This window comes from Clostridium sardiniense (assembly GCF_019753795.1).
Classification (GTDB): Bacteria; Bacillota; Clostridia; order Clostridiales; family Clostridiaceae; genus Clostridium; species Clostridium sardiniense.
Genome location: NZ_JAIKTU010000016.1, coordinates 47,863 through 72,623 on the forward strand (window position 1 = coordinate 47,863; position 24,761 = coordinate 72,623).

General features: G+C 29.9%; 27 protein-coding genes and 1 rRNA gene. 11 read left to right on the forward strand and 17 right to left on the reverse strand.

The features are described from left to right. Positions 1–19: 19 nt before the first annotated feature. The 5 genes from K5V21_RS16680 to K5V21_RS16700 all read right to left on the reverse strand — a co-directional run bounded on the left by K5V21_RS16680 (position 20) and on the right by K5V21_RS16700 (position 2,222). Positions 20–463, reverse strand: a complete 444-nt coding sequence (locus tag K5V21_RS16680; RefSeq protein ID WP_204596494.1) for a single-stranded DNA-binding protein — start codon at positions 461–463, stop codon at positions 20–22. Positions 464–479: 16 nt separating this feature from the next. After that, a complete protein-coding gene (gene rpsF, locus K5V21_RS16685) occupies positions 480–767 on the reverse strand; it encodes a 30S ribosomal protein S6 (RefSeq protein ID WP_204596510.1) in 288 nt (95 codons plus the stop codon). Between the two features lie 102 nt (positions 768–869). Then, the gene (locus K5V21_RS16690) at positions 870–1,064 is read right to left on the reverse strand and encodes a DUF951 domain-containing protein (RefSeq protein WP_221862232.1); all 195 of its coding nucleotides are present in this window, start codon (positions 1,062–1,064) and stop codon (positions 870–872) included. Positions 1,065–1,081: 17 nt separating this feature from the next. Next, entirely contained in the window at positions 1,082–1,966 is an 885-nt protein-coding gene (locus K5V21_RS16695) for a mechanosensitive ion channel family protein (protein WP_221862233.1), read from the reverse strand. A 19-nt stretch (positions 1,967–1,985) separates the two neighbouring features. Next, positions 1,986–2,222: a DUF3343 domain-containing protein gene (locus K5V21_RS16700; RefSeq protein ID WP_221862234.1), complete on the reverse strand. Its 237-nt coding sequence runs from the start codon at positions 2,220–2,222 to the stop codon at positions 1,986–1,988. A 163-nt stretch (positions 2,223–2,385) separates the two neighbouring features. Here K5V21_RS16700 and K5V21_RS16705 point away from each other — a divergent pair, with 163 nt between their 5' ends. Genes K5V21_RS16705 through yyaC form a run of 3 tightly spaced genes read left to right on the forward strand, consistent with a single transcriptional unit; the run spans position 2,386 to position 4,816 of the window. Then, positions 2,386–3,012 carry a LysE family translocator gene (locus K5V21_RS16705; RefSeq protein ID WP_221862235.1) on the forward strand — a complete coding sequence of 209 codons (627 nt, stop codon included), beginning with the start codon at positions 2,386–2,388 and terminating at the stop codon, positions 3,010–3,012. Positions 3,013–3,024: 12 nt separating this feature from the next. Beyond that, entirely contained in the window at positions 3,025–4,176 is a 1,152-nt protein-coding gene (locus K5V21_RS16710) for an aminotransferase class V-fold PLP-dependent enzyme (protein WP_221862236.1), read from the forward strand. Between the two features lie 58 nt (positions 4,177–4,234). Next, complete coding sequence (yyaC, locus tag K5V21_RS16715; protein WP_221862237.1) at positions 4,235–4,816, forward strand: spore protease YyaC; 582 nt, start codon at positions 4,235–4,237, stop codon at positions 4,814–4,816. Positions 4,817–4,874: 58 nt separating this feature from the next. Here yyaC and K5V21_RS16720 read toward each other — a convergent pair whose 3' ends face one another. The 12 genes from K5V21_RS16720 to rpmH form a co-directional block, all read right to left on the reverse strand. Next, positions 4,875–5,375: a DUF4446 family protein gene (locus K5V21_RS16720; RefSeq protein ID WP_204596487.1), complete on the reverse strand. Its 501-nt coding sequence runs from the start codon at positions 5,373–5,375 to the stop codon at positions 4,875–4,877. 61 nt (positions 5,376–5,436) lie between these two features. Next, positions 5,437–6,303, reverse strand: a complete 867-nt coding sequence (locus K5V21_RS16725) for a ParB/RepB/Spo0J family partition protein (RefSeq protein WP_221862238.1) — start codon at positions 6,301–6,303, stop codon at positions 5,437–5,439. Next, positions 6,300–7,085 (reverse strand): ParA family protein, encoded by a 786-nt coding sequence (locus tag K5V21_RS16730; RefSeq protein ID WP_204596485.1) that lies wholly within the window; start codon positions 7,083–7,085, stop codon positions 6,300–6,302. The genes K5V21_RS16725 and K5V21_RS16730 overlap by 4 nt, the downstream gene beginning before the upstream one ends. A 218-nt stretch (positions 7,086–7,303) precedes the next feature. Then, positions 7,304–8,086 carry a nucleoid occlusion protein gene (gene noc, locus K5V21_RS16735; protein ID WP_204596484.1) on the reverse strand — a complete coding sequence of 261 codons (783 nt, stop codon included), beginning with the start codon at positions 8,084–8,086 and terminating at the stop codon, positions 7,304–7,306. A gap of 152 nt (positions 8,087–8,238) precedes the next feature. Further along, a complete protein-coding gene (gene rsmG / locus K5V21_RS16740; RefSeq protein ID WP_221862239.1) occupies positions 8,239–8,958 on the reverse strand; it encodes a 16S rRNA (guanine(527)-N(7))-methyltransferase RsmG in 720 nt (239 codons plus the stop codon). Positions 8,959–8,977: 19 nt separating this feature from the next. Then, positions 8,978–10,870 (reverse strand): tRNA uridine-5-carboxymethylaminomethyl(34) synthesis enzyme MnmG, encoded by a 1,893-nt coding sequence (mnmG, locus tag K5V21_RS16745; RefSeq protein ID WP_221862240.1) that lies wholly within the window; start codon positions 10,868–10,870, stop codon positions 8,978–8,980. A 10-nt stretch (positions 10,871–10,880) separates the two neighbouring features. Next, entirely contained in the window at positions 10,881–12,260 is a 1,380-nt protein-coding gene (gene mnmE, locus K5V21_RS16750) for a tRNA uridine-5-carboxymethylaminomethyl(34) synthesis GTPase MnmE (RefSeq protein WP_221862241.1), read from the reverse strand. Positions 12,261–12,419: 159 nt separating this feature from the next. Continuing rightward, positions 12,420–13,043, reverse strand: coding sequence for an RNA-binding cell elongation regulator Jag/EloR (gene jag / locus K5V21_RS16755; protein ID WP_221862242.1), 624 nt, complete (start codon positions 13,041–13,043; stop codon positions 12,420–12,422). 38 nt (positions 13,044–13,081) lie between these two features. Then, a complete protein-coding gene (gene yidC, locus K5V21_RS16760; RefSeq protein WP_221862251.1) occupies positions 13,082–13,846 on the reverse strand; it encodes a membrane protein insertase YidC in 765 nt (254 codons plus the stop codon). A 24-nt stretch (positions 13,847–13,870) separates the two neighbouring features. Continuing rightward, complete coding sequence (gene yidD, locus K5V21_RS16765; protein WP_221862243.1) at positions 13,871–14,080, reverse strand: membrane protein insertion efficiency factor YidD; 210 nt, start codon at positions 14,078–14,080, stop codon at positions 13,871–13,873. Beyond that, positions 14,052–14,426, reverse strand: coding sequence for a ribonuclease P protein component (gene rnpA / locus K5V21_RS16770; protein ID WP_221862244.1), 375 nt, complete (start codon positions 14,424–14,426; stop codon positions 14,052–14,054). Before rnpA ends, yidD begins: the two co-directional genes overlap by 29 nt. Positions 14,427–14,485: 59 nt before the next feature. Beyond that, positions 14,486–14,620 carry a 50S ribosomal protein L34 gene (gene rpmH / locus K5V21_RS16775; RefSeq protein ID WP_204596477.1) on the reverse strand — a complete coding sequence of 45 codons (135 nt, stop codon included), beginning with the start codon at positions 14,618–14,620 and terminating at the stop codon, positions 14,486–14,488. Positions 14,621–15,174: 554 nt separating this feature from the next. Here rpmH and dnaA point away from each other — a divergent pair. From dnaA to K5V21_RS16815, 8 genes are all read left to right on the forward strand, one after another. Next, positions 15,175–16,536, forward strand: coding sequence for a chromosomal replication initiator protein DnaA (gene dnaA, locus K5V21_RS16780; protein ID WP_204596476.1), 1,362 nt, complete (start codon positions 15,175–15,177; stop codon positions 16,534–16,536). A gap of 284 nt (positions 16,537–16,820) precedes the next feature. Beyond that, positions 16,821–17,921 carry a DNA polymerase III subunit beta gene (gene dnaN / locus K5V21_RS16785; protein WP_221862245.1) on the forward strand — a complete coding sequence of 367 codons (1,101 nt, stop codon included), beginning with the start codon at positions 16,821–16,823 and terminating at the stop codon, positions 17,919–17,921. Between the two features lie 64 nt (positions 17,922–17,985). Next, entirely contained in the window at positions 17,986–18,192 is a 207-nt protein-coding gene (gene yaaA, locus K5V21_RS16790) for a S4 domain-containing protein YaaA (protein ID WP_221862246.1), read from the forward strand. 87 nt (positions 18,193–18,279) lie between these two features. After that, positions 18,280–19,365: a DNA replication/repair protein RecF gene (recF, locus tag K5V21_RS16795; protein ID WP_221862247.1), complete on the forward strand. Its 1,086-nt coding sequence runs from the start codon at positions 18,280–18,282 to the stop codon at positions 19,363–19,365. A gap of 15 nt (positions 19,366–19,380) precedes the next feature. Continuing rightward, positions 19,381–19,641, forward strand: coding sequence for an extracellular matrix regulator RemB (gene remB, locus K5V21_RS16800; protein WP_221862248.1), 261 nt, complete (start codon positions 19,381–19,383; stop codon positions 19,639–19,641). A gap of 51 nt (positions 19,642–19,692) precedes the next feature. Continuing rightward, the gene (gene gyrB, locus K5V21_RS16805) at positions 19,693–21,603 is read left to right on the forward strand and encodes a DNA topoisomerase (ATP-hydrolyzing) subunit B (protein WP_280637820.1); all 1,911 of its coding nucleotides are present in this window, start codon (positions 19,693–19,695) and stop codon (positions 21,601–21,603) included. Between the two features lie 22 nt (positions 21,604–21,625). Continuing rightward, positions 21,626–24,163 carry a DNA gyrase subunit A gene (gyrA, locus tag K5V21_RS16810; RefSeq protein WP_221862249.1) on the forward strand — a complete coding sequence of 846 codons (2,538 nt, stop codon included), beginning with the start codon at positions 21,626–21,628 and terminating at the stop codon, positions 24,161–24,163. 504 nt (positions 24,164–24,667) lie between these two features. After that, positions 24,668–24,761 (forward strand): 16S ribosomal RNA (locus K5V21_RS16815); the annotation flags it as partial.

Sequence of the window (24,761 nt, forward strand, 5' to 3'; positions counted from 1 at the left end):
TCCTCCTTACCTTGAAAATTTAAAATGGCATGTCTCCGTCATCAACTGGAGTCATATCATCGTCAAAACCGCCAAATGAATCATTTGATGGTTTTGAATAATCAGAATTATTGCCACCGAAATCATTATTAAATGATCCAGTATTGTTGCCGCCTTTTCCGCCACCAACAAATTCAAAGCTTTCAACAACTACATCAGTAGTGTATCTTTTTGAACCGTCTTGTGCATCATAACTACCAGTTCTAATGTTACCAGTAATTGCAATTTGGCCACCTTTTGTAAGATATTGTGCTATTGTTTCAGCTGTTTTTCCAAAGGCTACGCAATTGATAAAGTCAGCTTCATCTCTCTTGAATTGTCTTGTAACAGCAATTGAAAATCTTGTAACAGCATTTCCGCTTCCTGCAGCAAATCTTAATTCAGGATCTTTTGTAAGTCTACCTAAAAGTATAACTTTGTTCATTACAATATCACCTCTCTTACGCTTCTTTTCTTACTACGATGTGTCTCATAACACCGTCAGTGATTCTGAATATTCTTTCTAATTCTCTTGGTAATTCTGGGTTAGCTGTAAAGTCTACTAATGTATAGTATCCTTCGTTAACTTTTGAGATTTCGTAAGCAAGCTTTCTCTTACCCCAAACATCAACGTTATCTACAGTTCCTCCACCATTTTCTATTACACCTTTGAACTTTTCGATATTAGCTTTAACAGCCTCTTCGTCAAGTGATGGGTGTTGTATGAATATAGTTTCGTACTTTCTCATCATTTTCACCTCCTCCCCTCGGACTAAACGGCTGTGCTTTGCACAGCAGGGATTACAATTTATAATTTTAACATTAAAAATTTACTTTTTCAAGGATTTTTGTTAACTTTCTGCTTTTTGAACTATTTTTTTTGCACCTTTTTGAAATTTACTTCTCGGTATCATGATAATTCTTCCACATCCGACACATTTTATCTTTACATCAGCACCAATTCTTGTAATTTCAAAATTTTTCTCACCACAGGGATGTTGTTTTTTCATTTCAACTATATCACCTAAACCAAAATTCTCTACCAATTTTATATCTCCCTTCACTATGCTTCTTTCATTATTATTTGAGTTTTATTATAAGGAATTTCTATTCCTTCTTTATCTAATGCTTCCTTTATAGCTTTTCTAAGATTTCTTTCCATGGACCATTGCTTCATAGGTATACTAAATCCAACTATTCTTATATTTACTCCAGAAGCGCCTAAGTTAGTAACCCCCCATATATCTATTGGTTGCGGAACATCTTCCTTATGTTCTCCTTGGAATTCCTTACATGTTTTATCTATTATATCTATGGCATGATCTATATCTTCTTCGTAGGCGATAGATACATCAACAATAAACCTCATATTATTTCTAGAATGATTAGTAACTGCCTTTATAGTACCATTTGGTATAAGATGTAAATCTCCATTGAAATCCTTAAGTATTGTAGTTCTTATTCCTATGCTATCTATTATTCCTTCAAACGTACCAATAGTTACATAATCACCAACTCCATATTGATCTTCAAATAATATAAAAAATCCATTTATAAGATCTTGTACTAAACTCTGTGCTCCAAAACCTACCGCAAATCCTCCAATGCTTGCAAAGGTTAATGATATTCCCTTAAATAAATCTGAAATTATTATCGCTATTCCTATAAAATAAACAGAATATTTAAGTATACTATGCATTACTGCACCTATAGTCTTAGCCTTTTGAGGACTCATAGTTAATTTTGAGTTTGGATTTTCAATTTGTTTTTTAACAAACTTATTTATTAATCTATTCCCTATCTTAATGGTTATAAACATTAAAAAGATAACAATAATTACTGTTAGGCATTTTTTTATTAAGAAATCTATACTATCCGATGATATAGTAATGGGTCCAAGTGATATATCTTTATTACTAAATGATGTATTAAATAGAAAATAACCCATATATCTTCCCCCTTTTTAATTATTGTATCTCTCTATACTCTGAACCTTCTTTGCAATACATATTTTTATATTCAAATTTCTCTTCTTTTATTCTCTTCATTTCCTCTTCATCTTCAATTCTTATACAAATACCACAGCTTTGAGTTATTGATGTAGGAGTTGGCATTATTCTAAATGTATATTCTTTCTCTTTTAGAATCTTTTCTCCAGTCATTGCGTCATGTGTATTTTTAAATACTATTATGTAATATTTCATTCTTATCTCCCTTTCTATAAAATATCTTTCATAGTTTATATTATATATATTTTATAAATTTTATAAAGAAATATAATAGTCTTTTTATGTAAATTTAATGAATTGTATCTATATTTGATTTATAATTAGATAATATGTATTTATATTTTTAAAGGAGAACATTATGATTCATATTATGAGAGCAGGATTTATAGGCTTTTTTACAGGACTTTGTGCATCTATTCCCCTTGGCCCTGCTGGATTAGAGTCTATAAATCGTTCAGTAAGTAAAGGATTTTGGCATGGATTTAAAGTATCTCTCGGTGCAGTTTTTGCCGATTATACTTACTTAATAATAATTAACTTAGGCCTTTTTAACATTTTAGAAGATAATAAAACTTACAAAGGAATTTTTTGGATTGTATCAGGTATAGTATTATTTTTATTTGCTAAGCATTCTAAAAATAGTACTGGTTCATCAAAGATACTAAATAACCCGAAACTTGGAGAATTCATTTCTGGCTTTATAATAACATTTATTAATCCAGTTACATTCTCATTTTGGCTAGCTTTTAGTGGTACAGTAGCTAGTATTTGGAGATCAGATGGTAGACTATTCTTTTACACGTCATTTTTATTCATGTTAATTGGAAGTCTTACTTGGTTTACAATACTAAATATCTTAGCATCAAAAGGGCTAAAACTATTGAAAAAAGATATTGATAAGACTGCTTCTATGCTTTTGACTTATGTATTATATGTAATAGGCGTATGCTTCATGGCTTATGGAGTATATGTATTAATTTGTTAAAGGATGTCGAATATGAAAGTATATTTAGATAATGCAAGCACAACTTTTCCAAAACCTAAGGTTGTTGCTGATTCAATTTATAACTATTTAGTAAATATAGGCGGTAACGCTAATAGATCAAATCACTCAAATGCTTTAGAAAGTAATAGAGAGATTTTTCTTGCTCGTGAGAGAATTGCAAACTTTTTTAATTATGACAAAATAGAAAATGTTATTTTTACAAATAATATTACTTCTTCATTAAATATACTTATAAAAGGTACTTTAAAAGAAGGGGATCATGTTATAACCTCTTCAATTGAACATAACTCAGTTATAAGACCAATAATATCATGTAAAGAAAATTTAAATGTAGAAGTCGATTTTGTAGAGTCAGATTCTAAAGGGTTTATAGATCCTCATGATATAGAAAAACTTATAAAAGAAAATACTAAACTAGTAGTAGTTACCCATGCATCAAATGTAATAGGTACTATACAACCCATAAAAGAAATAGGTAATATATGTAAAGAACATAAGATTTTTTTCATTATTGATACAGCTCAATCTGCTGGCGCAGTACCTATTGATTTTAAAGAGATAAATGCAAGTGCATTAGCATTTACAGGACATAAGAGTTTACTTGGACCTCAAGGTATTGGTGGATTTATAATAGACGATGATTTAAATAAGGTTTGTACTACAATTATAGAAGGTGGTACAGGAAGCCTTTCTCATGAAATACATCAACCAACATTTATGCCTGATAAATTCGAGTGTGGAACCTTAAACATACCTGGTATAGTTGGCCTATCAAACGCTATAGATTTTATAAGTAAAATAGGTATTGACAATATAAAAGAAAAAAATTCTATACTTTATAAGAAACTGCTTAATGGAATATTAGATATTGATAGGTTTGAAGTTTATGGAGATACTACAGGCTCTAAATCTACCACGTCTTTATCATTTAATTTAAAGGGAGTAGATACTTCAGAATTATCATTCTATCTTGAGACATATGGGGTTAGTAATCGTTCAGGATTACACTGTGCACCAATGTGCCATAAGTCTATAGGTACATTTCCAAGTGGAACTGTTAGACTTAGCATCTCATACTTCAATACTGAAAATGATATAGACTATGTATTATCAATATTAAAAAAAGCTAGCAAAGATTTATAGTAAGTTTGAATAAACGCCTCCCTTTATGGAAATAATTTCTATATAGGGAGGCGTTTTTATGAATAAAATTTTTTCAATTGATGGTATAGATAATGATTCATTTAATGAAGTTGGAGAGCATCTTTATAATAATTTAAAACCAATACTTGATGATAATAGAACTATAATATTTTTATGTATAGGATCTGATCGTTCAACTGGAGATTCACTAGGACCATTAGTAGGCCATAATATAAAGGAATTTAAAAATAAAAATATATATGTATATGGATCTTTATATTATCCTGTTCATTCTCAAAATCTTGACGAAGTATTAAAAAAAATTTATGAGTCTTTTAATGATCCATATATAGTTGCTATTGATGCTTCATTAGGTTCTTTTCAAAATGTAGGAAGAGTATTTATAGAAAATAAACCTCTTTTCCCAGGGTTAGCTCTTAATAAGGATTTGCCCCCTGTAGGAGATTTAAGTGTGACTGGTGTTGTAAATGTATCAGGAAATTTTGAATTTATGGTTTTACAAAATACTAGATTATATACTGTAGTTACACTAGCAGAATTTATAGCTAAGGGGATTTCATATTCAATAGATAAACTTATGAGTAAAGATGATTTGGTTGAATCTTTGACTAACTATTAATATAGTATTTTAACTAAAAAATCTCTTCTTCTCGCGTTAGCGAGAAGAAGAGATTTTTTTACTTACTATTCATTGCTTCTTTTAAAACATGAGCTTCTTCTTCTGATAATTCATATCTTGATATACCTTTATCAACTGGTTTAGCATAAGTTGTGCTATCATGTCTTCCATATAATCCTGTTAATACTATTCCATCATTGTGTCCATCAAGCATTGCTATTGAAAAACTTAAATCACTTCCAACATCTTCGAAAGCCTTATATCTCATTATTCCAACCTTTTGGACACATCCTCTAATTTCAACTTTTAAATTTTCGCATAGCTTAGCAGCTTCTCTTGCAGCATTTTCAGCTTCTTCAACATCATTTAGCTTACTAACAATTACTTCTTCTAAATTTTTATTGCTAGTACCTCTCATCATTTTTCTATACTTATTTTCTAATCTATTCACTGACTTCCATAAGATAATAAGTAAAATTAAAAGTAATAAAATTACTACACCCATTCCTATTAATATATAAGGTAAATAATTTGATAAATTTGATATTAAATTTTCCACAGTTTTTCCGTCCTTCCTTTTCTTAAGAATGTTTCACGTGAAACATGTTTCACGTGAAACATTAAATATTCATTAGTTCTAAAATTCTATTTAAATCATCATCTGAATAGTATTCGATTTCTATTTTTCCCTTTTTATTCTTTGAGTTTATATTTACCTTTGTTCCAAAATAATCTTGAAGTTTATTCTCAACATCTTTAACATAAGGATTAAATTTAACTTCTTCCTTTTTTTCTTCTTTTTCTTTAAATACAGACTTTATTAATTTTTCTAACTCTCTTACTGAAAGTTTTTCATCTATAATTTTCTGAGCTAGCTTATACTGTAAATCTTTATCCTCAACAGCTAATAAGGCTCTTCCATGTCCTTCTGAAATTACGCTTTCTATTAGGTACTGCTGTACCCTCTCATCTAAATTAATAAGTCTCATAGTATTAGTAATAGCAACTCTAGATTTTCCTATCCTTTGACTTAATTCTTGCTGAGTCAAATTGAATTCATCTATTAGCTTTCTATATGCTAAGGCTTCTTCAATTGGATTTAAATCTTGTCTTTGTATATTTTCAATTAATGAAATTTCTAATACCTCTTTATCACTTAAATCCATGACAATAGCTGGTACTTCTTTAAGACTCAACATTTTAGCTGCTCTCCATCTTCTTTCCCCTGCTATTATAATATATTTTTTTTGATGTTTCTTTAATATAAGTGGTTGTATAATTCCATGATTTTTTATAGATTCTGCAAGCTCAGCTATATTATCACTATCAAAGAACTTTCTTGGTTGATCTGAGTTATTTATTATTTCATTTAAAGGAATTAATGTACTTGATGAAGCCTTATCTTTTATATCTGTTTTAACCTCATCTTGAATCTCATCTGGAATTAAAGCACCCAATCCTTTTCCTAATCCAAACTTTTTACTCATTTACTCTCACCCTTCACTACCTCTTGTCTTTTTAAAAATTCCTTTGCTAATCTTGAGTAAGCATCTGCCCCTTTACATTTTTCATCATAAAGCATTATAGGTAGTCCAAAACTTGGAGACTCTGCTAACCTAATATTTCTAGGAATTGTATTCTCATAGACACTATCTTTAAAGTACTTCTTTACTTCATTAAATACTTCATTACTAAGGTTTGTTCTGTAATCATACATTGTCATAATTACACCCTCTATTTTGATTTTAGGGTTTAATGATTTCTTTACAAGCTTAATAGTATTCATTAGCTGTCCAACTCCTTCTAATGCATAAAACTCACATTGTATAGGTATTAATACAGAATCACAAGTAGTTAATGCATTTATAGTTAAAACACCTAATGATGGTGGGCAATCTATAAAAATGAAGTCAAACTCATCTTTTACTTCATTTATTTTGTCTAATAGTATTCTTTCTCTATTTTCTTTTGTTATAACTTCAACCTCAGCTCCGGCTAATTCCATTGTTGATGGTGCTATATATAGATTTGAAATAAGATCGCTATGTATAATAACCTCTTTTAAACTTACATTCGATGTTATAACATCATACATTGAAAATTCTAAACTTCTCTTATCTAAACCTAATCCACTTGTAGTATTACCTTGAGGATCAATGTCTATTGTTAGCACCTTATATCCTGCCATTGCAAGATAAGAAGCTAAATTAATGTTTGTGGTTGTCTTTCCAACCCCGCCTTTTTGATTAAATATACAAATTATTTTCATATCTAGCCCTAAGTATTTATAGAGCTTCGCACCCCCTCTCTCTCATACTATATTATATATTTTTTTATATAATAATTAAAGCTAAAACTGACAAAACAATACATTCTTAATAGTTTTTTCAGCTTTTATTTATTAATAAATCACAGTCGCTTTTTTTCAACAAAAACTGCATAAAAAAACCACTAAAAATATCTCTTTTTAGTGGTTTAGGTTAAAGTTTATTTTTTCTTTTTAGGAATGTTTACTGTAATTTGTATATATTCTTCATGATCTGACATATCATATTTTGCAGGTATATTAAACTTATCAAAAACTTGCTTTATAGTGTTTACATAAAGCTTTGCGGGAAACACTGTTGTTATTTTCTTCTTTGATTTTCCATTCATCTCTTTTCCTGCAATTTTCAATAATTCTTTATTTATCAACTCTTCTGTTTGTCTTACATTTAAACTATCTTTAATGACCTTCTTTATTATACTTAACTGTAATTTTTCATCTTGAAGCGATAATAATGCTCTTGCATGTCTCTCTGTTAAATTATTAGCAACGCATATTTCTCTGACCTTATCACTAAGCTTTAATATTCTAAGTTTATTTGCTATAGTTGATTGTTTCTTTCCCATACGCTTTGCTAATTGTTCCTGAGTGAATCTATGATCATGAATTAAATTGTAGTATGCCTCTGCCTCTTCTATAAAGTTTAAATCTTCTCTTTGTAAATTCTCTAATAATGCAATTTCAGCTGATTCTATATCAGTTATATCTATTAAATTGCATGGAACTTGTGTAAGCTCTGCAAGCTGTGCTGCTCTCCATCTTCTTTCCCCTGCTACTAACTCATAGAAATCTCCTCTTTTTCTAACAGTTATAGGTTGAATTATACCGTGAGTTTTTATAGATTGAGATAATTCCATTAAAGCATCGTCATTAAAATATTTTCTTGGTTGATATGTATTAGGTATTATATCCTTAATATCAATTTTTAGTATTTCATTATTCATATTGACACTACCCATCCCTTATAAATTTCCAATGATTTTTGTTTATATATTAAATTTCGCCACTTACCATTTTCTTCCTTCTTTTTCCCCAAATAAAATTCAGTCATTTCTCGATATTATATGGTATTATATTACATATTATATCACAATATTTATCTTAGTGGCTTTTTTGCTACAGTTCCTGCTTTTCTAGGATATGTCTTAGGACATGCCTTTACCTTTTCAACAACAACTATGTTATGATTTAAATCAGTTTCTTCTATAAGAGTCTCATCAACCCTTAATAAATTTCCCCCTAGTAATTCTAATGCTCTTTTACTATTTTCTAATTCTTCTTCAATTGCAGGCCCTTTTAAGGCAACAAAATATCCTGATACTTTTACATAAGGCAGACAAAATTCAGATAATACTGCCATATTAGCAACAGCTCTTGATGTTGCAATATCAAATTTCTCTCTTAAATCTTTATTTCTTGCACCATCTTCTGCTCTAGAATGAATAGTTATAACATTTTTTAGCCCTAATTCCCTAACAACTAAATTTAAGAAATTTATTCTTTTATTAAGTGAATCTAATAAAGTCACCTCTATATCTTCTCTTAATATAGCTATTGGCATTCCTGGGAAACCTGCACCTGTACCTACATCAATCACAGTTTTAGCCTTCTTAAGTTCATCACTTTTAAATGCTTTTATACAATCTATAAAATGCTTTTTTATAAACTCTTCATCCTCAGTAATTGCAGTAAGATTAATCTTTTGATTCCAATCTTGTACTAATCTCATATATTTAATGAATCTATCATACATTTGCTCATTAAATTCTATATTAACCTCATCTGCCGCTGTTTTCATTAAATTATAAAAGTCCATATTTGCCTCCTTTATGGCTCTAATTATCTTTATTTCCTTGTTTACCATAATTATATTCTAAGTAAACCAATAATACAGAAATATCAGCAGGTGATACCCCTGAAATTCTTGATGCTTGACCTATACTTATAGGTCTTATATTACTTAGCTTTTGTATCGCCTCTGTTCTTAATCCCTTAACATCAGTATAGTCTATATCTTTAGGTAGTAATTTCTTTTCGAATTTCTTAAATTGCTCAACTTGATCTAATTGATTTACTATATATCCTTCATACTTAGCAATTATATTGATTTGCTCACCAACATTCTCAGGATATTCTGGTCTTTCTGGATCAAGCTCTACAGCTGAGAAATAATCAAGCTCTGGTCTTTTTATTAATTCATAGAAACTAATAGGCTTTTTAAGCTCTGTACTTCCAAGCTTAACTAATATATCATTATTTTCTGTTTTATTAGTTATTTGTAGATTTTTTAATCTCTCAAGTTCATTTTCAATATTAGTTTTTCTTTCTATAAATCTATTATACCTTTCTTCTGATACAAGACCTACATTATATCCTATTTCAGTTAATCTAAAATCTGCATTATCTTGTCTTAGAAGTAATCTATACTCTGCTCTTGATGTCATCATTCTATAAGGCTCATTTGTACCCTTAGTAACTAAATCATCAACTAGAACTCCAATATAAGCATCAGAACGAGTAAGAACCATTGGCTCCTCTCCTTTAACCTTTAATGCTGCATTAATACCTGCAACTATTCCTTGTGCTGCTGCTTCTTCATATCCTGAACTACCATTTAATTGTCCTGCTCCATAAAGCCCTTCTATATTCTTAAATTCAAGAGTTGGCTTTAATTGAGTAGGATTTATTGAATCATATTCTATAGCGTATGCTGATCTCATTACTTCAGCATTTTCAAGTCCTTCTATAGTTCTTAACATATTTATTTGTACATCCTCTGGTAATGATGATGAGAATCCACCAATATACATTTCAAGTGTATCTTCACCTTCTGGTTCTACAAATATTTGATGTCTTGATTTATCTGGGAATCTCATAACCTTATCTTCTACTGATGGACAATATCTTGGTCCTATCCCTTTAATTGATCCATTATATATAGGAGATCTATCTATGTTATCAGCTATAACTTCATGAGTTCCTTCATTAGTATAAGTTAAATAACAAGATATTTGTTCTCTATCAATATTATCATTCATAAATGAGAATGGTACTATCTTGTCATCACCTTTTTGTTCTATCATCTTAGAAAAATCCACTGATTTTCTATTTACTCTAGGTGGTGTCCCTGTCTTAAATCTTCTAAGTTCTATTCCTAAATCTAATAATGTTTGAGAAAGGTCATTTGCAGGTGATAATCCATTAGGACCACTATTATAGCTTACATCCCCTATTATTATCTTGGCCTGTAAATATGTACCCGTTGCTAAAACAACTGCCTTACATCCAAATATTGCTTCATTCTTTGAAACTACACCTTTAACTTTTCCATCTTCAACTATTAAATCAGTAATTTCTACTTGTCTAATATAAAGGTTGTCTTGTGATTCAAGAACCTCTTTCATCCTCTTTTGATATTTTAATTTATCTGCTTGCGCTCTTAATGAGTGAACTGCAGGTCCTTTTGATGTATTAAGCATTCTTGATTGAATATATGTATCGTCTATATTAATACCCATTTCTCCACCTAATGCATCAACTTCTCTAACTAAATGACCTTTAGCTGTTCCCCCTATATTAGGATTACAAGGCATCATTCCAATTGCTTCTAAATTAATTGTACATATTAATGTCTTTAATCCCATTCTTGAAGCTGCAAGAGCAGCTTCGCAACCTGCGTGGCCTGCTCCAACAACAATTACATCATACTCTCCAGCATTGTATCTCATATACTTCCTCCTATTTTCCTACACAGAATTCGCTGAATATCTTATTAACTAAATCCTCTTCAAGCTCTGCACCTGTTATTTCACCTAGTGCTCTTAATCCTGAAGTTACATAAATAGAAATTAAGTCTAAAAATTCGTTCATTTTCAATCTATTCTGTGCTATTTCGCAATTCTCTAATGCTCTATATAATGCCTGCTTATGTCTACTATTTGTAATTATTAAGCTTTCATTATCTACTTCTCCATTAAAGAATAACTCTTTAATTTTTAATTTTAAATCTTCTATCCCAAAGCCAGTCATGGCTGATATCTCAATAAAGTTATCTAATCCATTTAATTCTTCTAATTGAAGTTTACGTTCTAAATCTACTTTATTTAATAGTACTATTGTCTTTTTATTCTCTATTGATTTAATAATTTCTCTATCTTCGTCATCTAAAGGTCTTGAAGTATCAAGCATTAATACAACTAAATCAGCTTCTTCTAATTTTTCTTTTGATCTTTCAACTCCAATTTTTTCTACAACATCTTCAGTCTCTCTAATACCAGCAGTATCAGTAATTTTTACTGGTATTCCTCCAAGATTAATATATTCTTCTATTACATCTCTTGTAGTTCCTGGTATATCTGTTACAATAGCTCTCTTTTCTTGAAGAAGTGCATTCATAAGAGATGATTTCCCAACGTTAGGTTTTCCTATTATTGTCATTTTAAGGCCTTCTCTTATAATTTTACCTTCATTTGCACCTTTTAATAACTTATCCATGTCAGTTATTGCTTTATCAAGGCTCTCTGAAACCCTCACAGGAATAGTTTCATCTGGCTCCTCATCATCTTCTGTGAAATCTACATCATACTCAATAAGCGCAAGTACATCAAGAAGATAAGCTCTAAGCTTATTTATTTCCTGGGAAAGTGAACCTCCACTTTGCATAACTGCTGATTTCATAGCTAAATCTGTCTTTGCAGTTATAATATCCATTACTGCTTCTGCTTGGCTTAAGTCAATTCTTCCATTTAAGAATGCTCTTTTAGTAAATTCACCAGGCTCTGCAATTCTAGCTCCACTTTTAATAACTTCTTCAAGTACCCTATTAGTAGAAACAACTCCCCCATGGCAATTTATTTCTACAACATCTTCAGCTGTAAAGCTCCTTGGCCCTTTCATGTAGCTTATTATAACTTCATCTATGACTTCATAACTTATACTATCAATAATATTACCGTATTTCATAGTATAAGTCTTCATATTATTTATATCAAAATTATTCTTGCCTCTAAATATACGTCCAACAATTTCTAATGCTTTATTTCCTGAAACTCTTATAATTGCTATTCCACCTTCACCTTGCGCAGTAGCAATCCCACATATGGTATCAAACTCTTTCATTATTATCCTCCTTAGAAGTTAATTCCTTCTATATAGTATAACCAAAACAAAACTAATATCAATTTTACAGAAATATATTTAATAAGTCAAAGCTATATATTTCTTGTTTTGATTTATTAATACAGTTTAAAAAAAGAAAGCCAAAAACTTGGCTTCCTTTTACTTATTTAATGCTACTACAACTCTTCTGAAAGGTTCATCACCTTCACTGTAAGTACATACAGTGTCATTTCCTTGTAATGCAGCATGTATTATTCTTCTTTCATATGGATTCATTGGTTCTAGTTTAAAAGGTCTTCTGCTTTTATTTACTTTATTAGCCGTTTTTAAAGCAACTCGCTTTAAGGTTTCTTCTCTTTTAGCTCTGTAGTTCTCAGTATCTAAAACAACCTTTTTATAAGGAATATCATGACCTTTATTAACTACTAAAGATATCAAGTATTGAAGTGAATCTAAAGTTTCTCCTCTATATCCAATTATTAATCCCATCTTTGGACCAGTTAAATCAACCTTTATTATGTCATTCTCTTCATTAATCCTTACTTCAGCTAAGATTCCCATAGAATCCAAAACATCTCTAATAAATTTATTAGCATCTTCTATATAATCTCTTTTTACGGTAATTTTAACCTTTGCAGGTTTATTTCCTATAATATTAAAAAATCCCTTAGAACCTTCATCTATTACATCGATTATAACCCTATCTTTAGTAACGTTTAATTCTTTTAAAGCACTATTTACTGCTTCATCAACATTTTTACCTGTTACTTCAATGAATTTCATATACCATATTCACCACTCTCATATAATACTACTATATATTACTTCTTTTTCTTCTTCTTATCGTATTCTTCTGGCATTACAAATCTGTTCTTTTGATCAATTCTTGCACTTTCTTCTGCTTCTTGTTCTTTTTTTGTAGCCATTACTGGCTTAACATTTAAGAAATAAGTTTGTACTAATTGATAAATTCCACCTACTACCCAATAGATAACTAGTAATGAAGGGAAGTTAAGTGACATGAATCCCATCATTAATGACATACCAATATTCATTGGCATCATATTCATTCCTGATGATTCTGCTGCTGGATTTGCTTTTGTCATTAAATATGACGGTATAAAAGTACTAAGTGCCGCTAATACAGGTAGTATATATAATGGATCTTTTCCTGCAAGATCAGGTAACCATAAGAATGATACTCCTTGGATTCCCTTAATATTCATAAATGTATAGTAAAGAGCCATTAATATTGGTAGTGGAATTAACATTGGTAAACATCCACCTGTCATACTAATATTATTCTCTTTGTAGATCTTCATCATTTCCGCATTTGCTTTTTGAGGATCATTTTTATATTTTTCTTGAATCTTCTTCACTACAGGTTGGAATTCCTGCATTTTTCTTGTTGATTTTATTGATTTTATACTAAACGGTAATACTGCAGTTTTTATAATTACTGTTAGAACTATAACTGCTAATACATACGCCCAACCTGGATCTGTTACCCCAACAGAAATGATTAGTTGATGTAATTTATCAAATACGATAGTAAAGAAATCAGTTATCGGCTTAAATAATGTCATCATATTCTTTTATCCTCCCATACTCTATTTAACAGGATCATATCCACCTTTGCTAAAAGGATTACACCTTAAAATTCTCCAAATTGCCATAAGGCTCCCCCTAAAGGCACCATGTTTTTCTACTGCCTCTATAGCATATTGCGAACAAGTTGGCACATATCTGCAACAAGGATTTTTTAAAGGCGATATATTCTTCCTATAAAATCTAATTAGATTTATTACTACTTTCTTCATTATATAGGCCTGCTTTCTTAAACAAATTCATCATAGCTCTTTCGACCTCGTGAAAACTTTTATCCTTCATATTATTTCTAGCAATAAATATGAAATCAAAGCCTTTTTTAATAGAAGCTTCATTTAATCTGTAACTTTCCATAATCAATCTCTTACTTCTACTTCTTACTACACTATTTCCGACTTTCTTACTAACAGAAACCCCTATTTTATTATAAACTTCATTATCTGAATTCTTATTATTTCTATTATTATAAGTATATAATACCAGAAGATTATTCGCTAAAGACTTTCCTCTTCTATATACCATTCTAAACTCATTATTTTTTTTTAATCTGTATATCATGGGTATTTAATACTCCTTTTTTCCTACATTGTAGAAAAAAGGCCACTAAAGTGCGGCCCTTATGCTGTTAATTTTTTTCTACCTTTTTGTCTTCTCTTTCTAAGAATGTTTCTTCCTGATGAAGTCTTCATTCTCTTTCTGAAGCCATGTTCTTTTTTTCTTTGTCTTTTTTTAGGTTGGTATGTCATGAACATTTACACTACACCCCCTTCAATTTTTAAAATTTATATAGCGAAATAACTATACTTCTCTATTTTATTTTAGATTTACTTTATCATTATATATATATACCCCTATTATGTCAAGAATATAGCTTTTTGTTGATAATTCCATTAAGTATATTACAAAAATTGTGGATAACTTATTGAATCCCCTTATTTACTTATGGTATCATAAATAATGTATTGTGAATAACTTGTTCTTAAACAGAACTTATCCACAGCTGTGGATATATCTGTTGATAACTTGTTCTTTTTTTCTTGATAACCTACGTTATGGCTAATTTTTTTTGCTATAATAGGCATATTTACTAGAATTTAAGATACTAAAAGTTTATTTCATTATATATGTGGATAACTTATATTTAAAATTATACTCCACATATTTATTAACATGTGAATAATTTAATATACATATATTTTAAAAATATTATTTTTGTTAATAATATGTTGATATACTGTTATTACAATGTTATTAACATAATTTTCTTAATAAAAAATAAAAAAAATTTTTGACTGGAGGATTAGAAATGGATGCAGAGCTGAAAGAATTATGGGAAAAAACACTGAATATTATTAAGGGAGAACTAAGCGAGGTCAGCTTCAATACATGGATTAAAAGTTGCGAACCTATTTCTATGTCTTCAGATACTATAAAAATCAGTGTTCCTAACGCCTTCACTCAAGAAATACTTGAAAAAAGATATAAAGATTTAGTTGCGAATTCTATAAAAGCTATTTGTTCTAAACTTTATAACATTGAATTTTTAATAGCTTCTGAAATTCAAAATACCGAAGAAGAGCAATCTGAAAAAAGACAAAAGAAAATAAAAGATGATAAAAAGGTTATAGTTAATGATGAGATGAATACTAATCTTAACCCTAAATATACTTTTGATTCTTTCGTAATAGGTAATAGTAATAGATTCGCTCATGCAGCATCTTTAGCAGTTGCTGAATCACCTGCTAAAGCATACAATCCTCTATTTATATATGGAGGCGTAGGACTTGGTAAAACGCACTTAATGCATGCTATCGGTCATTATGTTTTAAAAAATAATCCAAGTGCCAAAGTTGTTTATGTGTCATCTGAAAAATTTACTAATGAGCTTATAAATGCTATAAAAGATGATAAAAATGAAGAATTTAGAAATAAATATAGAAACGTAGATATTCTTCTAATAGATGATATTCAATTTATAGCTGGGAAAGAAAGAACACAAGAGGAATTCTTCCATACATTTAATGCTCTACACGATGCAAACAAGCAAATAATTCTATCATCTGATAGACCACCAAAAGAAATACCTACATTAGAGGATAGATTACGCTCTAGATTCGAATGGGGTTTAATCGCTGACATTCAAGTTCCAGACTTTGAAACTAGAATGGCTATATTAAAGAAAAAGGCAGATGTAGAAAAATTAAATGTAGCTAATGAAGTTATGGTATATATAGCAACTAAAATTAAATCAAATATTAGAGAACTTGAAGGCGCATTAATAAGAATAGTGGCGTATTCATCTTTAACTAATAGAGAAATAACTGTTGATTTAGCTTCAGAAGCATTAAAAGATATAATTTCTAAGAAGCAAGGCAAACATATAACTATAGAAATTATACAAGATGTAGTTGCAAGCTACTTTAACTTAAGAATTGAAGATTTAAAATCCCAAAGAAGAACTCGTAATGTATCTTATCCAAGACAAATGGCTATGTATCTAAGTAGAAAGTTAACTGATATGTCTCTTCCAAAGATCGGTGAAGAATTTGGTGGTAGAGACCATACTACTGTAATACATGCTTATGAAAAGATCTCTGATAATTTAAATAGAGATGAAAGTTTACAACATACAATTGAGGATTTAACAAAAAAACTGACACAAGGATAATTTTTTTTCTCTTATTGTACAATTGTCAACAATTGTTGATAATAACTATATAACAATCTGTGGATAAACATAAAATTTAAATTACGTGTGGATGACTGTGGATAAGGTATACTTTTAGTTACTAACTTATCCACACTATTTTTTTATAAAATGTTGTTGGTTTTACTGGCCTAAAGATAGTTATCAACAATTCCACAGCCCCTACTACTATTATTACTATAAATTTTATATTTATCTAACTAAATAAACTAATCTTATCTGTGAATAAATAAGGAGGATATTAAATGATATTTATATGTGAAAAACAGAAACTACAAGAAGGTATCTCAATAGTTCAAAAAGCTATTACTGGTAAATCAACAATGTCAGTATTAGAAGGTATCTACATAAATGCAAATAAAGATGGGTTAACTTTAATTGGATCTGATATGGATGTAAGTATAGAAACTAAAGTTAATGCTGATGTAATAAATGAAGGTAGCATAGTTATAGATGCTAAAATATTTGGTGAGATAATACGTAAATTACCAAATTCAGAAATTAAAATTGAAACTATGGATAATGATACAGTTCAAATAACATGCGAAAAATCAGTATTTAACGTAGTTTATATGAATGCTGATGAATTCCCAGAACTTCCAAAACTAAATGAAAATATGAAAGTTGAAGTTCCTCAAAATATATTAAAAAATATGATAAAATGTACTTCTTTTGCTATAGCTCAAGATGAAACAAGACCAATACTTCAAGGTATTTTATTTGAAGTTAAGGATAGAACATTAAATCTTGTAGCATTAGATGGATATAGATTGGCAATTAAAAGTGAATATTTAGATAGTGACTTTGATATAGAAATCGTCATTCCTGGTAAAACTTTAAATGAAGTATCAAAAATATTAGAAGATGTTAATGATTTAGTTCAAATAACATTCACAAATAATCATATTTTATTTAATCTAAACAAAACAAGAATAATTTCTAGATTACTAGAAGGAAAATTTGTAAATTATAAATCTTTATTACCTGAAGAGCACAAACTTTTAGTTACTGTAAAAAAACAAGATCTTCAAAATGGTATTGAAAGAGCTTCCTTAATGGCTAAGGATGGTAATAACAACTTAATAAAATTAGAATTCCAAGATGAGGCTTTAGTTATAACCTCTAATTCTCAATTGGGAAAAGTTAGAGAGGAAGTTGGAATAAATCTGCAAGGTGACAAGATACAAATTGCATTTAACTCAAGATACTTAATAGATGTTTTAAAGAATTTTGAGGAAGAAGAAGTTGTTATGGAAATGACTTCAAGTGTAAGTCCTTGTATAATTAAAGCAAAAGAGGCTGATAATTATAAATACCTAGTATTACCGGTTAGATTAATAAGATAAAAAAAGGAGGGGATAAAATGCATAAATATTCGTAATTTTATGCATTTTATCAAACTGTAAGAGCATGAAAGAAATTAATATTAATACAGAATTTATAAAATTAGATGCATTTTTAAAATGGGCAGGTGTTGCCTCATTGGGATCAGAGGCAAAAATTTACATACTTGAAGAAATGGTAAAAGTAAATGGAGAAATTTGCACTCAAAGAGGAAAGAAGTTAAGAAGTGGAGATGTAGTTAATTTTGAGGATGAAGACTATAAGATAGTATAATTGGATTAATTAACCTGTAAATATCTATAAACCACAAAAATAAGCTTTTATTCTTTTAATATGATATAATTAAATGGGTGTTTATAAATGTATGTAAAAAAGCTTAAATTAATAAATTACAGAAATTATGAAAATTTAGAAATAGACTTAGGAAGACATGTCAATGTATTTATGGGAGATAATGCTCAAGGTAAAACTAATATCTTAGAGGCCATTTATTATTGTGGTTTTGCTAAATCTCATAGAACTTCAAGAGACAGGGAGCTTATTAATTGGAATGGAGACATAGCATTTTTAAGCGTAAGTGTTGGAAAAGACAGATTAGATAAAAAAATTGATATTAACATCCTAAAAGACGGAAAGAAAGTAATTAGAGTTAATTCTATAAAGATAAACAAAATTGGGGAATTATTTGGAACATTTAATGTTGTTATGTTCTCTCCAGAGGATTTAAAAATAATCAAAGATTCTCCAGGTATTAGAAGAAAATTTATAGATATGGAACTATGTCAATTAGATTCTAAATATTACTATAATTTAGTTCAATATAACAAAGTCATGAATGAAAGAAATATTGTTCTAAAAAATAGAAATCTTGATTTAGATATGTTAGATATATATGATATGCAATTAGCTAACTTTGGCTCATATATAATTGAGAGAAGATTAACCTATTTAAAATCTTTAAATCAGTATTCTGAAGATATACATAAAGAAATTACTTCAGGAAAAGAAAAGATAGAATTTAAATATAATTCTACTATAAGAAATCTTGATAATATCCAAGATGAGTTCTATGAAACATTAAGAAAAAATAGAAAACGTGATGTAGATAAAGGAATTACTGGTCACGGACCTCATAGAGATGATTTCTCTGTTTATATAAACAACGTTGACACAAAGAGCTTTGGATCTCAAGGTCAACAGAGAACGGCAGTACTTACAATGAAGTTTGCATCCTTGAGGATTATAAAAGAAATAACCGGAGAATATCCAGTCTTATTATTAGATGATGTATTATCTGAATTAGATTTTAATAGAAAGAGATATGTTTTAAGTTCTATAGGGGAAATACAAACTATAATAACATGTACTGGAATTGAAGATTTAAATGAGTATTTAGATAAAGATTCGAAGTTATTTAAAGTTAAAGAGGGAATAGTCTCAATATAGAAGGAGGAATTCTAAATGTTTTTGCACTTAGGAGAGAATGTTGTAGTTCCTATAAAAGACGTTATTGGAATTTTTGATTTACAAACAACAATGTATAGTTCTGATACAATTCAATTTTTAAGAATGGCAGAAGAAGATGGATTTGTGGAAAGAATAACAAGTGATAAACCAAAATCATTTGTTATAGCAGAAGTTGATAAGAAAAGTAAAATATATTTATCACCAATTTCTTCATCAACATTAACTAAAAGAACAGATTTGGAATATAATCCGTAAGTCCAATATACCTTCATTAAGACAATTCAAAATAATTTTTAGGAGGAATTTATGTTGGAACAAAATAAACAAAGCTATGATGAAAGTCAGATACAAGTTCTTGAAGGCTTAGAAGCCGTAAGAAAAAGACCTGGTATGTACATAGGTAGTACTAGTTCAAGAGGATTACATCACTTAGTTTACGAAATAGTAGATAATAGTATAGATGAAGCATTAGCAGGATATTGTAAGAATATTGAAGTTACAATAAATGAAGATAATTCTATAACAGTAAAAGATGATGGAAGAGGTATGCCGGTTGGAATGCACCCTAAGATGGGAAAACCAACTGTTGAAGTTATAATGACAGTACTTCATGCTGGTGGTAAATTCGGTGGAGGTGGATATAAGGTATCTGGTGGTCTTCACGGGGTTGGTGCATCAGTTGTTAATGCGCTTTCAGAAAATTGTTCAGTAACTGTAATGAGAGAAGGTAAGCTTTGGAAGCAAACTTACGAAAAGGGAGCAGTTACTAGCGATTTAGAAGTAGTTGGTACAAGTGAATCAACTGGTACTATAGTATACTTTAAGCCTGATAGAGAGATATTTGACGAAATAATATATGATTTTGAAATACTTTCTCAAAGGTTAAGAGAGCTTGCTTTCTTAAATAAGGGAATAAATATAGTACTTAAAGATAAAAGATATGATAAAGAGCAAAATTATCATTACGAGGGCGGTATTAAATCATTCGTAGAATATTTAAATAGAAATAAGCAGGCACTTCATGAAGAACCAATATATGTTGAAGGATTAAAAGACGATATAATGGTTGAAGTAGCTCTTCAATATAATGATGGATATAACGAAAATATATTTACATTTGCAAATAATATAGACACTATTGAGGGTGGAACTCATTTAGTTGGTTTTAAAACAGCTTTAACTAGAGTATTTAATGATTATGCAAAGAGATTTGGACATTTAAAAGAGAATGATAAAAACCTTTCAGGGGATGATATAAGAGAAGGACTAACAGCTGTAATATCAGTTAAGATAGGAGAACCACAATTTGAAGGTCAAACCAAAACAAAGCTAGGAAATAGTGAAGTTAGAGGAATAGTTGATTCAATTGTTGGTGAAGGTGTTGGAATATTCTTAGAAGAAAATCCGACTATATCAAAACTTATAATTGATAAGGCATTAATGGCGGCAAGAGCTAGAGATGCGGCTAGAAAAGCAAGAGAGCTTACAAGAAAGACTGTTCTTGAAAGATCAGCCCTTCCAGGTAAACTTGCAGATTGTTCTTCAAAAGATCCAATGGAATGTGAAATATATATAGTCGAAGGGGATTCAGCGGGAGGTTCTGCAAAACAAGGTAGAGATAGAAAGTTCCAAGCAATTTTACCTTTAAGAGGTAAAATAATGAACGTTGAAAAACAAAGATTAGATAAGATACTAAACTCAGATACAATAAGATCAATGGTAACTGCATTTGGAGCAGGAATAGGAAAAGATTTTGATATATCAAAGATAAGATATAACAGAATAATAATAATGACAGATGCCGATGTTGATGGAGCTCACATAAGAACATTATTATTAACGTTCTTCTACAGATACATGAGAGAACTAATAGATGGAGGGCATGTTTATATAGCACAACCACCATTATATAAGGTTACAAAGTCTAAGAAAGATTTCTATGCTTATACAGATGGAGAACTTGACAGTATCTTAGAAGATGTTGGAGGAAAAGATAATTCAACAAATATCCAAAGATACAAAGGTCTTGGTGAAATGAATGCAACTCAGTTATGGGATACAACAATGGATCCAGAACAAAGAGTATTATTAAAAGCAACTGTAGAAGATGCTATGGCTGCTGATGAGATATTTACAATACTTATGGGTGAAAAAGTTGAGCCAAGAAGAGAGTTCATTCAAGAAAACGCTAAGAAAGTAAGTAACTTAGACGTTTAGTACTAAATACGAGGTGAAGTACATGAGTTTTAATGAGGGAAAAGTAATACCCGTAGATATAAAAAACGAAATGAAGAAGTGTTACATCGATTATGCAATGAGTGTTATAGTTGGTCGTGCACTTCCAGACGTTAGAGATGGTTTAAAGCCTGTTCATAGAAGAATATTATTCTCAATGCATGAATTAGGTCTAGCCCCTGAAAAGGGATATAGGAAATGTGCCAGAATTGTTGGTGAAGTATTAGGTAAGTATCACCCACATGGTGATAGCTCAGTATATGATGCTTTAGTTAGAATGGCTCAGGATTTCTCAATGAGATACATGCTTGTAGACGGTCATGGTAACTTTGGATCTGTAGATGGTGATAGCGCGGCAGCTATGAGATATACAGAAGCAAAAATGAATAAGATAGCAAGTCAAATGCTAAGAGATATAAGCAAAAACACTGTAGATTTTATTCCAAACTTTGATGGTGAAGAAAAAGAACCATCAGTATTACCATCAAGATTTCCGAATCTATTAGTTAATGGTTCATCAGGTATAGCTGTTGGTATGGCAACTAATATACCACCTCATAACCTAGGTGAGATTATAGATGGAACAATAATGCTTATAGATAATCCAGAACTTCAAGTTCTTGATTTAATGACAGCTATAAAAGGACCAGATTTCCCAACAGCAGGAACAATAATGGGTAAATCAGGTATAAGATCAGCTTATGAAACTGGAAGAGGAAAGATTATCGTTAGAGCAGAGGCTGAAATAGAAGAAGAAAACAATAGACATAGAATTATTGTTACAGAACTTCCTTATCAAGTAAATAAGGCTAGACTTATAGAAAATATTGCTGATTTAGTAAAAGATAAGAGAATCAATGGAATATCTGATTTAAGAGATGAATCAGATAGAGAAGGTATGAGAATTGTAATAGAACTTAAGAGGGATGCTAACCCAAGCGTAGTCTTAAATCTTTTATATAAACATACTAAAATGCAAGATACTTTTGGTGTAACAATGCTTGCATTAGTTGATAATGAGCCACAAATATTAAATTTAAAACAAGTATTATCACACTACGTAAACTTCCAAAAGGAAGTTATAACTAGAAGAACTATATTTGAATTAAATAAAGCAGAGGCAAGAGCACATATACTAGAAGGATTAAGAATAGCTTTAGATAATATTGATGAAGTTATAAGTATAATAAGAAACTCAAAGACAACTGAGATAGCTAAGAATACACTTATAGAAAGATTTAATCTTTCAGATAAGCAATGTCAGGCTATATTAGAAATGAGACTTAGAAGACTTACTGGTCTTGAAAGAGATAAGATTGAGGAAGAGTATGCAGAACTTATGAAGGAAATTGAATACTTAAAGTCAATTCTTGCAAGTGAAGAGAAGCTTCTTTCAGTAATTAAAGAAGAGTTATTAGAAATTAAAAATAGATATAGTGATGAAAGAAGAACAAAGATTGAGAATAATGTAAATGAAATTGATGTTGAAGATCTAATTCAAGAACAAGAAATTGTTATTACATTAACTCATACAGGATATGTTAAGAGAATTTCATCAGATGTATATTCAGCTCAAAAAAGAGGGGGGAAAGGAATCCAAGCGATGTCTACTAAAGAAGATGATTTCGTAGAACACGTAATGGTAACTTCAACTCACTCAGATGTATTATTCTTTACTAATAGAGGTAGAGTATATAAGTTAAGAGGGTATCAAATTCCTGAAGCAGGAAGAACTGCAAAGGGAACTAATATAATAAATCTTATACCTATAGAGCCAGATGAAAGAATAGAAACTGTACTTACTGTAAATGATGTATATGAAAGTGGATATCTATTTATGGGAACAAAGAATGGTATAGTTAAGAAAACAAATCTTACAGAATTCAAAAACTTAAGAAAGAATGGTCTTATTGCTATTAACTTAAGAGAAGGTGATGAACTTCTAAAAGTTAAGATGACAAGAGGAGATGCTAATATCATAATGGTTACTCAAAATGGTTTAGCAATTAAGTTTAATGAATCAGATGTTAGACCTATGGGTAGAACAGCATCAGGAGTTAAGGCAATAAGCCTAAGCGATGATGATATGGCCGTATGTATGGACATAGCAGTTGATGATGAAGATTTACTTGTAGTTAGTGAAAATGGATTCGGTAAGAGAACGCCAACTACAGAATATAAGGTTCAAAACAGAGGCGGTAAGGGATTATTAACTTATAAGATAAATGATAAAACTGGTAAGTTAGTAGGAGCTACTGTATGTAAGACTGAAGATGAGCTTATGATGATAAATACTAGTGGTGTTGCTATAAGAATAAATATTGATGATGTATCAGTAACTGGTAGAGCTACAATGGGAGTTAAGTTAATGAGAACTTTAGATGAAGAACAGGTTGTAGTTATAACTAAAATTACTAGTGATGGTGAAGAAGAAGATAATGATGAAGTTCAAACAGAATTAGGAATTTCAGAAGACAATGCTGAAGTTGTTTCTGATAATTCATTAGATGAATTAGTAAAAAGAGCAACTGAAGAAGAATAGAAAATAGTAAAGTCCTTGGAGAAATTTAGTTCTCCAAGGACTTATTTTTATATATAAAGAGAATTTTATAGCACTAAGAATCAAAATTTATAAAGGATTAGATAGTTATAGAGATGTGAAGATAAAGAGATTTAGCTAAAACATAAAAATTAGACATAACCTTACCCAGGAGTGTCACTATTAGAAAAAAGGATAAATAAAAAGAATAAAAGAGAAAACAAAGGTTAATATTATTAAAATGATATTTGTTATAAAATGAGTGTAATCAGTTATATGATATTATAAATCTCGTCGCTGATGACGAAACAACAACAACTAAACAAACCTTGAAAAAAGTTTCAAAAAAGTTGTTGACAAAGTTTAGAAATGGTGATAAGATTTAATAGTCGCTTGAGGGCGATGAGATAAAATGGTCTTTGAAAATTGAACAGAATATATAAAACATTTAAACAACCAGCAATTCTTTTTATTAAAGTAAGTTTTATGAGTGAAAAGATTAAACTTTTTATTGAGAGTTTGATCCTGGCTCAGGACGAACGCTGGCGGCGTGCCTAACACATGCAAGTCGAGCGATGAAGTTTCCTTCGGGAAACGGATT